The sequence below is a fragment of the Tsuneonella deserti genome (assembly GCF_014644315.1).
Classification (GTDB): domain Bacteria; phylum Pseudomonadota; class Alphaproteobacteria; order Sphingomonadales; family Sphingomonadaceae; genus Tsuneonella; species Tsuneonella deserti.
This window is the reverse complement of record NZ_BMKL01000001.1, coordinates 1,620,345-1,632,784: the sequence shown is the minus strand read 5'-3', so window position 1 is coordinate 1,632,784 and position 12,440 is coordinate 1,620,345. Positions and strand designations below refer to the sequence as shown.

The following is a 12,440-nucleotide window of genomic DNA, read 5'->3' as shown; positions in this document are numbered from 1 at the left end:
CCCGTGCACCTAACCAATCACAAGTACTGCATTCTTTCGGCGTAGTGCATGGTGCGCTATAGCTCCAAATGTAACGAGAAAGGGCGTTTGGGTGACCCGAGCAGCGTCGAGATTCTCCACGCCAGGGATCGTCCTTTGAATTTACGTGTCGCCCTGGCCGCCCGCCTCTCAGGCCTGATCTTCCTTGTGCCTGCGCTCTGCTTCGGGACTCTGGCAAAGGGGGCCGAGCCGGTACTGGTAGTTACCGGTGAGCGGGTGCAACGCACGGCCGCTGAAACTCCTTCGAGCCTGGTCGTGATCACCGGAGAAGAACTGGAGGATGCTATCGGCAGCCCGCGGCTCGAGGACATCTTGTCGAGCCTTGCCAACGTCCGCCTCGGATCTGGAAGCGAAGGCCCGACAATCCGCGGCCAGGACGGGAACGGCCCCTTGCGCGATCTTCCGGCATTTCTCAGCGGCAACCGGCCGCGTGTAACTTTGCAGATCGACGGCCGACCGGTCACGTACAATGAGCTTGCCTACGGTGTGACCAATCTGTGGGATCTCGAACGGATCGAAGTGTACCGCAGCCCCCAAACCACCACGCAGGGTCGTAACGCGATTGCTGGTGCGATTTTCGCCTATACCCGCGCGCCGACTTTCCAGTTGGAAGCGCGCGCCCGCGGTATTGTTGGCAACTATGACACGCGCCAAGTCTCGGCCACGGTGTCAGGACCCATCATCGCCGATACCGTCGCCATGCGATTGTCTGCGGACTTTCGGACCAGCCGACCGGCCAGCGTGATCACCGCGCCCGGAACCGGGATAAGTTACAACCGCGACCGCTACGCCGTCGTTCGCCTAAAACTGCTCGCCACGCCTACCGCGTTGCCGGGCCTTCAGGTGTCGGCCACGGCCACGCACAACCGTTCGGCCGCGCCGCAGTTTGAAGGTGTGCGCGAACCCTTCAAGGAGCGGCGCGACCCGGAAGCAACATACGGCTTCTTCGATGTTCGCACCAATTCTGGCGTAATCGAAGGCGTATGGGATTTCGCGACCGGCTGGAGCGCGAAGCTGACCACCACAGGCGGCGACGCCCTGATCCGCCGCACCGCGCCGCCAGGCTTCGGCGTAACCCGCGTCACCGGTCGCGATGCAGGGACCGAGGGAGTTTTGACCTGGCGACCTGCCCCATCCCTGAGCCTGCTCGCGGGCGCGAACATCACGAGGTCGAAGCTGGAACAGCGCATCGACTTGCGCGCCGCGCAGTTGGGGCGAGGCGAGTTTTACGACCGCCAATCGTCGCTCGGGTTGTTTGGCCAAGGCGAGTGGCAACCGGTGCAACGTCTGACCCTCACCGCAGGGGTCCGTTATCAGCGCGATGGTCAGGACCGCATCGGCACGCTTGGAGCCGGCGCGGGGCTGCCGCAGTCGATCGATTACAATCAACGATTCGAACGTATGCTTCCCAAGATCAGCGCGAGTTGGGAAGTATTCGACGGGGTGAGGGGCGGCGCTCTGGTCCAACGGGCGTACAACCCGGGCGGAGTGAGCCTGGACGCGCGCCGGAGGGTGGTGCAGACCTTTGGCGCGGAGACGCTGTGGGACTACGAACTGTTCCTCCGCGCCGCGCCGCCCGGCAGGTCATTCACGGCGTCAATCAATGCCTTCTATTACGACCAGGAAAACTTGCAGCGCACGCTACAGCGTCAAATAATCACTCCGGGCGGGGTCGTAACGATAGCGGAGGTCGGCAATGCGCTCGCCGGCTATAACTACGGCGCGGAGTTGGAGGGGAGTTGGCGGGCCACGCCACGACTTACGCTTTCCAGCGGGGTCGGTATCCTGCGCACCAAGTTGACCCGTACGCTCTCGCCGACGGATCCGCTGCTCGGCAACGAATTCCAGCTTTCGCCACACCTGACCGCATCGCTTGCCGCCGATTGGCGTCCAACCAATGCGCTGCGATTTTCGCTCCGGGCGCGTCATCACAGCGGTTATTTCAGCGATGATCTGAACGATCCGGCCCGCCGTGTTGCCGGGGCGGAGGTGGTCGATGCCGGCGCCAATTGGACCCACGGACCTCTCACCGTCTCCGCATACCTGCACAATGCACTGAACGCCTTCTACCTGACCTATCACAGCGGACCGGGCTCCCGGCTGGCGACCGCCGGCGATCCACGCGAGTTCGGCTTGTCGGCGGACATGCGGTTCTGACCCCTCGCGCATCTCCGGTCCTTTCGCTAATCGTGCGGCGATGAACAACGCTGATCCTCATCTGGCGCCAGGGCGGCGGACGAGCGCCAGGCCGTTGGCGGAGCGTGAGGATTTTCACCTCGGCAATCTGGTAGTCCGGCCGTCACTGCTCACGATCGAAGGGCCTGACGGTGCGGCGAAAGGAGAGCCGCGAGTGATCCGCGTCTTGCTCGCCCTTTCGGACGCACAAGGGTCGGTGCTTTCGCGCGAAGTTCTCCTCGATCAATGCTGGGACGGTCTCATCGTCGGCGACGACGCGATCAATCGCGCGGTCGGCGAGTTACGCAGGCTGGTGGTAGTGACCGGTGGCGACATCGAGATCGAGACCGTGCCGCGTGTCGGCTACCGTTTGAAGAGTACTGATGCCACCCTACGCACGGCGCCCGTCGCAGCACACCAGGCCGCATCCCAGCCGGTGCGGCGCAGAGCCCTCCTCGCGGGCGGAGCGGCACTGACTGTCGCTGCCGTCGCCGCCGGCGCTCTTTATCGGTCATTACAGCGCGATCGCGAACTCGATGCGCTGGTCGAACGTGGCCGGATGTTGCAAGCCTCTGGAGAGCCGCAATCGCGCGAGCGCGCGACTTCGCTATTTCGCCAGGTCGTCATGGCGGATCCCGAGCGGGCGGATGCGTGGGGGTGGCTCGCTGCCGTCGAAACAAGCCAGCCTGCATCGCTCGTGGCGGCGCAACGTGCTCTCGACCTCCATCCGCGAGAGCCTAATGCGCGTGCGGTGATGGCAAGCCAGCGGCTCGATCTCGACGATTGGGTCACCTACGAAGTCACACTGCTAGACATAATCCGCGATGCTCCCGAGTGCGCGCTCGCACTAGCCCAGCTTACGCTATTCTATCAGGGCATGGGGCGCTGCCGTGAGTCGCTCCGCTTCAACGAGCGCGCCATCGCAGTTGAGCCGTTCAACCCCGCGCATCAGGCGCGACGTGCGATGAAGCACTGGATTTTCGGCGACCTCGCCAAGGCCGACCAAGTCGCCAACCGCGCGCTCCAACTCTGGCCCGGAAATCCGAGTGTATGGAACGCGCGGATGATCACGCTGGCCTTTACTGGCAGACCGGAAGCAGCTCGCTCCCTGCTCTATGATGATCAGCGAAGGCCGGGCGACCTTCATCAAGGGACAATCGCCGCCTGGCGCGCGACGATCGAGGCGATCGCTGACCACACCGCGGATGGCGCGCGCAGGGCAGAACCTGCGATGATGGCCGCTGCCACACAATCGCCCGGAATGGCCGCGAATGCGGTGATGGCGTTTTCGTACCTTGGCCTGGTCGATATGGCTTACGGCGTTGCCGACGGGTTGCTGACCCAGAAGGGTCGTTTCGTCCAAGGTGCCCGAGGTTTGCTGGTCCGGGACCTCTACTCCGGGCCGGTTTGGGGGCGGACCCAGTTCGTTTTCGTGCCGGCTTGCGCCAACTTGCGCGCCGATGCGCGGTTCACGGAGCTGTGTCGGCGCACCGGTCACCTAGCCTATTGGAAAGCTCGCGGCGTCGAACCCGATCCTTTCGTCAAAGGCTCGCTCAGCCTCTAGGCCGCCCCTGAGCGGAAAAACCCCGCGATCCCACAATCATCAGCAAAACATCGGCTGTTCGTCGGGACGCCATCATGGCCGGTGTGCGTCCGGAGCCGGTACCTGTCAGTCGACCGCATGTTTCGGAAGACCATTACAGGAGTCTTTGATGAAAAGGCCTATCCCTTCCGCCATTCTGGCGGCCACGCTTCTCGCCAGCCCGGCGGCGGCCAATCACATCTACACCCCGACCCCGTTTCCCACGCGGGGCGAATGCGAGGCGGAAAATGCGCGGCTCAGCAATGACGACGCGGAGCGACAGTTTTCCTTGCGGCCTGATCTCTTCTCGAGCCTGGGCGAAGCACGCAGCTTCATGACTCGCGCATTCACCTGCGAATACGATGAGGACGACGGCTATTGGTATCTCACCGACCACCGCCGCGAGGTGATCGCGAGCGAATGGTTCAAGCGCCGGCAATAGGGCGTGATCGAACAAACGTCCCATGGCGCGTCGGCGAGCGCGTCCAAATCGGCCCGGATCGCCGCGGTGTGCGAACGCGAGATCACGGCAATCACGGCTCGGCTCGAGACCTGCCTGGACTCGGACGACCGCACCAGATTGCTGCGCGAGCGAGCCAACATTCGGCAGTTGCTCGACTTCGCGGTACGGCAAGCGGACTGTCAGTCGTCTACGGCGCGGTCCGGCCAATGACGGCAACCGCATGACGATCAGGGTCATCGCCGCAGGGTTGGGCCGCAACGCGACGCTGTCGATGAAGTTCGCGCTCGAGGCGCTCGGGTTCGGGCCTTGCCATCACATGACCGAAGTCTTCGCGGCCGAACGGCAACAGGTGCCCCTCTGGCTCGAGGCGGTAAGGGGGCGCCCACAATGGGACGCGATATTCGACGGATTCGCCTCCACCAGCGACTACCCCTCAGCCACTTACTGGCGCGAAATTGCAGCCTTCTATCCCGATGCCAAGGTGGTGCTGACGACGCGGGAGCCAGAATCCTGGTTCGATTCGGTTTCGACGACGATCTTGTCGCCCTGGATGCAACAGGCACACGATGGCACGCCGCTTGGCGCGCTGATGCAGGCCACCGTCTACGACCCGATCGGCGGCGATGTCGCCGACAAGGAGTTCGTGACCAGTTGGTATCGGGCGCGTAACCGCGCGGTGATCGAAGGGATTGCACCGGAGCGCATCCTCCAATTCGACGTTCGCGAGGGTTGGGAGCCACTGAGCAACTTTTTGGGTGTGCCCGTCCCCAGCCGGCCTTTTCCCCACATTAACAGCCGCGCCGAGCTCGGCGCCGCAAATGGGGCGGGCACGGTTTCGCGGGATCCGCAGACGCGCGAGGTCTTCGCGCGCCTCTACATCGAGCAGATGCGCGACCGCGCGTTCGCCTCGCGAACCGGCGCGGGAGCCAATCATCGGCACAACATCGGCAACCCATCGGGTCGCCATCATTCACCTCCGCGGAGTCCTCGAACAGGGTGATCAGCAGGAGGTGACTTATGGTGCAACTGAGTCGACGCGATGCGCTCGTCGGTGTGGGAGCCGTGTTACTGACCGGATGTGGCGGAGGAGATAGTAGCTCTCCGCCACCGACCAGCTCAGGCCCAACCCCCGCGCCCACTCCGACCCCGACCCCGACCACGACCCCGACCCCGACCCCACCGCCGAATGTGGGATCGTTCGGCACTCTCGGAGCGTCGAGCTCGCAGGCTTTCGCCTCCCTCGGGTATTCTGAGCGCGGGCGCGGAAGCGGTTGGGACTTCATTCCAGAAGCCGGTTCACTAACGTCTCAGCCTGGGCACAGCATGCGGTTTGAGGCGCCCAACCGCCTTTTTCTCAAGCTTCCGACGCTCGGCGAAGGAAAACTCGTTCCGCGCACCGTAGGCGGGTCCTTCCGCGGTGAACTGGTTGACGTGACCTTCGATGTGCTGGGCGGCATATGCCAGCTGGTCCGACCAATCGTAGCGGAGAAGCTTCAGCAATATGTGATGCAAGGGTACTTTGTCAGTGCCCCCGAAGCGAACCAATCACAGTCCACTCTGCTGCTGACGTTTGCATATGGCATTCCAACCCCGCCGAGCGCACTTCCCGCAAGTGGCGCGGCCGATTACGCGATGTCGTACAACGACAAGGGCTTCGCCTTCCACGCCGATTACGCGACGAAAGCAATTACCGGCACGATCCCGTTCTTCGTGAACGGCCCGACCCTGTCCAGCCAACTGAAAGAGGTTGTGATCAGCGCGGACGGCGCGAGCTTCAGCGGCCGTCTGCTACCGCCGGATGGATCGCCTGAGGGCACAATCCAGGGCATGTTCATGGGCCCGAGCGGCGAGGAATTCATCGCGCTCACCGTTTTGAAATCTGGGCAAACAATCAGCATATTCTCCGGCACAAGGCAGCCCTGATACGGTGGCAAACGGCTGCAGGATTTTTCGGCGGGGTCCGCGCTAGATTGGTGCCGCAAGTGAAAAATCTAGCGTCCGATTCGAAGGGAACGACGGCCGCGACCAGCGTCTAGGGATTGCGCTCGGCCGCTCCGCCGCGGATCCACGTAGGTCTTCGAGTTCGCTGAGGCGAAACGTAGCCCAGCTCTGGCCAAGATCGCACAGCCCGAAGGCGCGGTCTTCATCGTCGGGGTCGATCTCGGTCAGGAGCCAGGTAGCGCCCGCGTCGGGAGTGAACTGCTTGATCACCGGACAGGGGGCGACGGTCTACCTGTCGGCGGTGCAGTGACCGCTGGGGAGGAGATGTGCGAAGGAGGCTTCGTCGATTAACGCAGGGCGCGCCGCCCGCCACGTATCAGGCCCCCTTCGGCTTAGAGCTGCGAATAACCGCCGGCTTGGCCGGTGCGGCTTGCTCGGTCTGTCACGTCTTGCTCGTGGCCTTGAGCGCCGCGCGCACGAGTTTGTCCACCCCGCCCCAGTCCAGATAACGCCCGTTGAGCGCAGCGGCGTGCTCGTGAGCGCCCGACCAGCCGAACATATCGACCAGCAGCCCGAGTTCGACGTTGATCAAGGGCACCTGTCCCGTGGTCGGCTTGGCGGGGGAGCTGGCGTAGAGTGACGCGCTGTTCTGCACGAGGTGGTTGAGGCGCGGCGCGACCAGCAAAGTAGGCCTCGGCATAGTTGCCGCAAATCATCACAGATTTGGCCAGCAGATGCTCGCGGAACAGTTGCTGCAGGGAATTTTCGAACAGTTCCTCAGTGCAGACGTAAAGAGTACGCGACAGGCGGCGAGCGGCGGCGACGTCCGCAGACTGCACGTTTAACTCGGTTGAAGAGTTCTTGAAGCACTGTGGGGACAGCACGACGGAAGTGAAAGATCCCTCGCCGTCGCACTGTATTTGGGACCGAACCCATGCGCCCACAGTAGCAGGATCCTGTAGCAAAACCCCACCGTGCTACAGGCTCCGTCAAAAAATCTATTGCTGGTAATGAGTTGCGACGAAGCTGGCTGGGGCGGCAGGATTCGAACCTGCGAATGCCGGTACCAAAAACCGGTGCCTTACCACTTGGCGACGCCCCAGCAGACCGGCGCGCTATAGCGTCACCTTTCCGGAAAGAAAGTCCGCAGGTTTTGAAATCGGAGCCGCGACAGCGGCGGAGATGGCCGCAAGGCCAATCCTGCCGCCCCGGCCTGCCTTCGCATTGCCCCTTCCACACCAAGGGACTCGGGCGTAGCGTGAGGCGATGAAGGTCGCGATCCCGCTATTGTTCGCTATCGTGCTCGGCGCCTGCCAACCCGTTCCGTCGGTGGACCCCGCGAACGGGTTGGTCAGAAGCTCCCCGGAATGGCGGGGGCAGCGGTTTGCGCAGAACCGCTGCTCCGATTGTCACTCGGTCGGTTACGGTGAAACCTCGCCGCGCCCCGATGCTCCGAGCTTTTCCGCGATCGCCGCCTCACCCGGGCTGGATGCCGCGAAGCTCGCGCAGTGGCTAAGGGATCACCGGAACTATCCGGACGAAATGTACTTCGAGATCCCGGCCGAGCATATCGACGATCTTGCCGCCTACATGCTGACTTTGCGCCGGGGCGAGCCTGACGCGGAGTAGCTGGCCGCCGGAGCGTCAACCGCTGGCGCTTTTCCATTCGACGCGTTCAAGCACGCCCTGGTCCTCCACCGCGTCGAAGTCCGCCGCGGAGTGGCGTTCGCGCATGGCGGCGGTGTTGACGATGCGGCCGCGGCGCACCGCCGGGCGATCGTCGATGGCGCGCACCCACCGTTCGACATTGGGGTATTCATGGATCGACAGGAACGTCGCCGCGTCATTGTACGCATCGCCGTGCATGATCGCCGACAGCCATCCATAGGACGCGATATCGGCGATCGAATAGTCGTTCCCCGCCAAAAATTCCGTCTCGCCCAGCCGAAGGTCGGCGACCGAGAAGATCCGCTTGGTTTCCATCGTGTAGCGGTTGATGGGATATTCGAACTTGGCCGGCGCATAGGCGTAGAAGTGCCCGAACCCGCCGCCGATGAAGGGTGCGGTGCCCATCTGCCACATCAGCCAGCTCAGCACTTCGGCCCTAGCCGGGTTCTCGCGCGGGAGAAGGAAATCGAATTTTTCGGCCAGGTGCAGCAGGATCGCGCCGCTCTCGAATACGCGGAAAGGCGCGGGGCCGGTGCGATCCTCCAGGGCCGGGATCTTGCCGTTCGGATTGAGCGCGGTGAAGCCGCTGCCGAACTGATCGCCATCGCGGATGTTGACAATCCAGGCGTCGTACTCGGCCGGATGGCCGGCGGCGAGCAGCTCCTCGAACATGATCGTCACCTTTTGCCCGTTGGGCGTGCCGAGCGAGTAGAGCTGGAAGGGATGCTCGCCGACCGGCAGATCCTTTTCGTGGCGCGCGCCCGCCGTGGGGCGGTTGATCGAGGCGAACGCCCCGCCGTTCTCGGTGTCGTTGGTCCAGACCTTGGGCGGGGTGTAGGTATCGTCGGCCACGCGGTTTCTCCGATGCATGTTTCACGTCCAGATGGTCGAGGCCCGCCGGAACCGCAAGGATGCGCGCCACGTTGCGCGGGATATGTCAGCTCCATCCAAGCTCATCTACATCGACGACGAGATGCCAGGCATCACCCGCAAGCGAAGCGGCAAGGGCTGGGCCTATTACGACCCCCACGGCGAGCTGATCACCGATCCGGACGAGCGCGACCGGCTGAATTCCGTCGCCCTGCCGCCGGCTTACGTCGATGCGTGGTTCTGCCCCGCGCCCAACGGACACATCCTCGCGACCGGGGTCGATGCCAAGGGGCGCAAGCAATACCGCTATCACCCGGATTTCCGCACCGCGCGCGAAAGCGAGAAATTCGATGGCTGCGTCTCCTTCGGCAAGCTCCTGCCGCTGGTTCGCAAGCGGGTGGAAAGCGATCTTTCCGCCAGCAAACTCACGCGGGAACGCGCTATCGCGAGCGTGGTGCGCCTGCTCGATCTCGGCGCGATCCGCATCGGGAATGACGCCTACGCCAAGGAGAACAAGAGTTTCGGCGCCACCACGCTGCGACAGAAGCACGCGAAAGTTCAGGGCAAGTCGCTCCGACTGCGCTTCAAGGGCAAGCACGGGATCGAGCACGAGGTGGTGTTGAGCGACCGCAACCTCAGCCGGGTCGTCCGGGCGATGCAGGACCTGCCGGGCCAGCGACTGTTCCAGTATCGGGATGACGGGGGCGAGCTTCATCCGGTGGGTTCGGCGGACGTCAATGAGTACCTGTGCGAGACGATGGGCGAGCATTTCACCGCCAAGAATTTCCGCACCTGGCACGCCAGCGTCCTGGCCTTCAAGCTGCTGGCGGAAGCCGACGGAGTGCTGAGCCTGAAGATGCTGCTCGACGACGTGGCGCAGCATCTCGGCAACACGCCCGCCGTGACGCGGCGCAGCTACGTTCACCCCGCGGTGATCGCGCTGGTGGATCGGCAGATCAAATGGCGCGCCGCGCTCAAGCTGCCGCGCGCTACGCGCTGGCTCACCCGCGAGGAGCGGGGGCTCATCGAACTGCTCGAAAGCGGGCCGAGCGCGGCCAAGCTGCTGGCGGCCTGACGGTCCATGAGTGACAACGAAAAGACAGCCGAGACGCTGGAACCTGCGCTGCCCGCGGCGCTCGAACAACAGGCCTGCGACCTGCTCGACCGGGCGCACGAATTCGAAATGCAGATCGCAACGGCGGAAAGCTGCACCGGCGGCCTGCTTGCCGCTCTTCTGACCGACGTGCGCGGACGCGGTCACGTGTTCGAGCGCGGGTTCGTGACCTACACCAACGAGGCGAAGAGCGAGATGCTTGGCATCCCGATGGACCTGATCGAAGAGCACGGCGCGGTCAGCCGCACGATCGCGCTGGCGATGGCCAAAGGCGCGCTTGACCGTTCGCAGGCCCACTTCGCGCTGTCGATTACCGGCTTCGCCGGGCCGGGCGGACCCGACGACGAGGAGGGGCTGGTCCACTTCGCCTGCGCCCGCCGCAACGGCGTTACCTGCCACCGCGAAGAGCGCTTCGGAGCCATCGGCAGGGGCGGGGTGCGGATCGCCGCGCTTGAAGTCGCGCTCTCGATGATGGAAGAAGCGCTCGCGCAATGACAGATAATCGCGATCACCCGTTCTATTCTCTCCATTCGCACGGGCTGGTTCGCGTCGCCGCAAGCACGCCCAAGGTGCGCACGGCGGACGTTGCTGCCAATGCCGCTGCGATCCTTGATGAAGCACGGCGCTCCCATAACGCGCAGGTGGATCTGGTGGTCTATCCCGAACTGTGCGTTTCGTCCTACGCGATTGATGACCTGCACATGCAGGCCGCGCTGCTCGATGCGGCAGAGGCGCGCGTGGGCGAGATCGTCGCCGCAAGCGCGGACCTGATCCCGCTGCTGGTGATCGGCGCGCCGCTCCGGCACAACGGGCGGATCTACAACTGCGCGCTGGCGGTGCACCGCGGGCGGCTGCTCGGCGTGGTGCCCAAGAGCTACCTGCCGAACTACCGGGAGTTCTACGAAAAACGCTGGTTCGCCAACGGGCGTCAGATCCAGGGCCTGGGGATCGTCGTTAACGGCGAGGAAGTTCCGTTCGGCACCGACCTTATATTTGCAGCCGAAAACCTGCCCGGCTTCCGGCTTGCTATCGAGATCTGCGAGGACTTCTGGGCGGCGATCCCACCTTCGACATATGCCGCGCTGGCTGGCGCGACGATACTCGCCAACCTGTCGGCTTCCAACATCGTGATCGGCAAGAGCGACGAGCGACATATGCTCTGCCGCTCGCAAAGCGCCCGCGCAGCCGCCGCCTATATCTATTCGGCAGCCGGCCACGGCGAGAGCACGACCGACATGGCGTGGGACGGCCAGGGTATGGTCTACGAACTCGGCGACCTCATGGCCGAGAGCGAGCGGTTCTCGGCCGAGCCCGAGCTGTGCGTGGTCGATATCGATTGCGACCGCATCCTCAACGACCGTCTGCGCATGGGCACGTTCAACGACTGTGCCGAGGAACAGGGGCGGCCGGAAGACTCCTTCCGGATCGTCCCGTTCGAACACCAGCCCGCGAGCGGGGACATCGGCCTCGTCCGGCCCGTCCGCCGCTTCCCGTTCGTGCCCAACCGGCCCGATCACCTTGATGCCGATTGCTTCGAGGCGTTCAACATCCAGGTCGACGGCCTGATGCGCCGGTTCGAATCCACCCGCGGGAATTCGATGATAATCGGCGTCTCGGGCGGGCTCGATTCCACCCATGCGTTGATAGTCGCTGCCAAGGTGTGCGACCGTCTTGGGCTGCCGCGCACCACGATCCGCGGCTATACGATGCCGGGTTTCGGTACTTCGGAAGGCACGAAGTCAAACGCCTGGAAGCTGATGAACGCGCTCGGCATCACGGCCGAAGAGATCGACATCAAGCCCGCGGCCGAGACGATGCTGCGCGACATCGGCCATCCTTTCGGCCGCGGCGAGCCGGTATACGACACCACGTTCGAAAACGTGCAGGCGGGCCTGCGCACCGATTACCTGTTCCGGCTCGCCGGGCAGCACAACGGGTTCGTCATCGGCACCGGCGACATGAGCGAGCTGGCGCTCGGCTGGTGTACTTACGGCGTCGGCGACCAGATGAGCCATTACGGCGTCAATGCCGGCGTGCCCAAGACGCTGATGCAGTACCTCATCCGCTGGGCCGCCAGGACCGACCAGTTCGACCGTGATACCGATGCCGTGCTGGAGGCGATCCTTGCGCAGGAAATCACCCCCGAGCTGATCCCCGTCGGCGAGGACGGCGAGGTCCAGAGCACCGAAGGCAAGGTCGGCCCTTACGAGCTCAACGACTTCTTCATGCACCACATCATTCGCTTCGGCGCGCGGCCGAGCAAGGTCGCCTTCCTGGCGTGGCACGCCTGGCGCGACGCAAGCCACGGCCTCTGGCCGGCCGGTTTCCCCGAAGCGAACAAGAACGAATACGATCTCGCCACCATCGCGCGCTGGCTCGAGAGTTTCCTGCAGCGGTTCTTCGGTTTCGCGCAGTTCAAGCGCAGCGCTCTGCCCAACGGCCCCAAGGTGAGTGGCGGTGGTGCGCTGTCGCCGCGCGGCGACTGGCGCGCGCCATCGGACGCGGTGGCCGACGTCTGGCTCGCAGAACTGCGCGCCAAGCTTCCACCGATATCGTAGCGGCGGCACAAAGCATGGCTGTCCGCGTTT

The 12,440-nt window shown here is 64.0% G+C and carries 13 protein-coding genes and 1 tRNA gene; 10 read left to right on the top strand and 4 right to left on the bottom strand.

Translation table 11 applies throughout. The annotated features are described in order from the left end of the window. Positions 1–135: 135 nt before the first annotated feature. The 6 genes from IEW58_RS07815 (at position 136) to IEW58_RS07790 (ending at position 6,182) form a co-directional block, all read left to right on the top strand. Positions 136–2,196: a TonB-dependent receptor gene (locus IEW58_RS07815; RefSeq protein WP_229658496.1), complete on the top strand. Its 2,061-nt coding sequence runs from the start codon at positions 136–138 to the stop codon at positions 2,194–2,196. A gap of 40 nt (positions 2,197–2,236) precedes the next feature. Further along, a complete protein-coding gene (locus IEW58_RS07810; protein ID WP_188644612.1) occupies positions 2,237–3,778 on the top strand; it encodes a winged helix-turn-helix domain-containing protein in 1,542 nt (513 codons plus the stop codon). Positions 3,779–3,926: 148 nt separating this feature from the next. Beyond that, positions 3,927–4,238: a hypothetical protein gene (locus IEW58_RS07805; RefSeq protein WP_188644611.1), complete on the top strand. Its 312-nt coding sequence runs from the start codon at positions 3,927–3,929 to the stop codon at positions 4,236–4,238. Between the two features lie 3 nt (positions 4,239–4,241). Continuing rightward, entirely contained in the window at positions 4,242–4,469 is a 228-nt protein-coding gene (locus IEW58_RS07800) for a hypothetical protein (RefSeq protein WP_188644610.1), read from the top strand. A gap of 10 nt (positions 4,470–4,479) precedes the next feature. Beyond that, a complete protein-coding gene (locus tag IEW58_RS07795; RefSeq protein ID WP_188644609.1) occupies positions 4,480–5,259 on the top strand; it encodes a sulfotransferase family protein in 780 nt (259 codons plus the stop codon). Positions 5,260–5,582: 323 nt separating this feature from the next. Then, positions 5,583–6,182, top strand: coding sequence for a HupA family protein (locus IEW58_RS07790; protein ID WP_188644608.1), 600 nt, complete (start codon positions 5,583–5,585; stop codon positions 6,180–6,182). A 42-nt stretch (positions 6,183–6,224) separates the two neighbouring features. Here the strand turns inward: IEW58_RS07790 and IEW58_RS14190 are convergent, their stop codons facing one another. From IEW58_RS14190 to IEW58_RS07775, 3 genes are all read right to left on the bottom strand, one after another. After that, positions 6,225–6,470, bottom strand: a complete 246-nt coding sequence (locus IEW58_RS14190) for a DUF2958 domain-containing protein (protein WP_188644607.1) — start codon at positions 6,468–6,470, stop codon at positions 6,225–6,227. Between the two features lie 172 nt (positions 6,471–6,642). After that, complete coding sequence (locus tag IEW58_RS07780; protein ID WP_188644606.1) at positions 6,643–6,900, bottom strand: hypothetical protein; 258 nt, start codon at positions 6,898–6,900, stop codon at positions 6,643–6,645. Positions 6,901–7,227: 327 nt separating this feature from the next. Next, a tRNA-Gln gene (locus tag IEW58_RS07775) sits at positions 7,228–7,302 on the bottom strand. Between the two features lie 164 nt (positions 7,303–7,466). Between IEW58_RS07775 and IEW58_RS07770 the strand changes: the two genes are divergently transcribed. Further along, positions 7,467–7,829, top strand: coding sequence for a c-type cytochrome (locus IEW58_RS07770; protein WP_188644605.1), 363 nt, complete (start codon positions 7,467–7,469; stop codon positions 7,827–7,829). A gap of 15 nt (positions 7,830–7,844) precedes the next feature. Here the strand turns inward: IEW58_RS07770 and yghU are convergent, their stop codons facing one another. After that, positions 7,845–8,738, bottom strand: a complete 894-nt coding sequence (gene yghU, locus IEW58_RS07765) for a glutathione-dependent disulfide-bond oxidoreductase (protein ID WP_229658495.1) — start codon at positions 8,736–8,738, stop codon at positions 7,845–7,847. A 64-nt stretch (positions 8,739–8,802) separates the two neighbouring features. Between yghU and IEW58_RS07760 the strand changes: the two genes are divergently transcribed. The 3 genes from IEW58_RS07760 to IEW58_RS07750 are packed head-to-tail and all read left to right on the top strand — an operon-like array spanning position 8,803 to position 12,410. Beyond that, entirely contained in the window at positions 8,803–9,813 is a 1,011-nt protein-coding gene (locus IEW58_RS07760; RefSeq protein ID WP_188645721.1) for a DNA topoisomerase IB, read from the top strand. Positions 9,814–9,819: 6 nt separating this feature from the next. Next, positions 9,820–10,347 carry a CinA family protein gene (locus IEW58_RS07755; RefSeq protein WP_188644604.1) on the top strand — a complete coding sequence of 176 codons (528 nt, stop codon included), beginning with the start codon at positions 9,820–9,822 and terminating at the stop codon, positions 10,345–10,347. After that, entirely contained in the window at positions 10,344–12,410 is a 2,067-nt protein-coding gene (locus tag IEW58_RS07750; protein WP_188644603.1) for an NAD(+) synthase, read from the top strand. The genes IEW58_RS07755 and IEW58_RS07750 overlap by 4 nt, the downstream gene beginning before the upstream one ends. Positions 12,411–12,440: the final 30 nt, after the last annotated feature.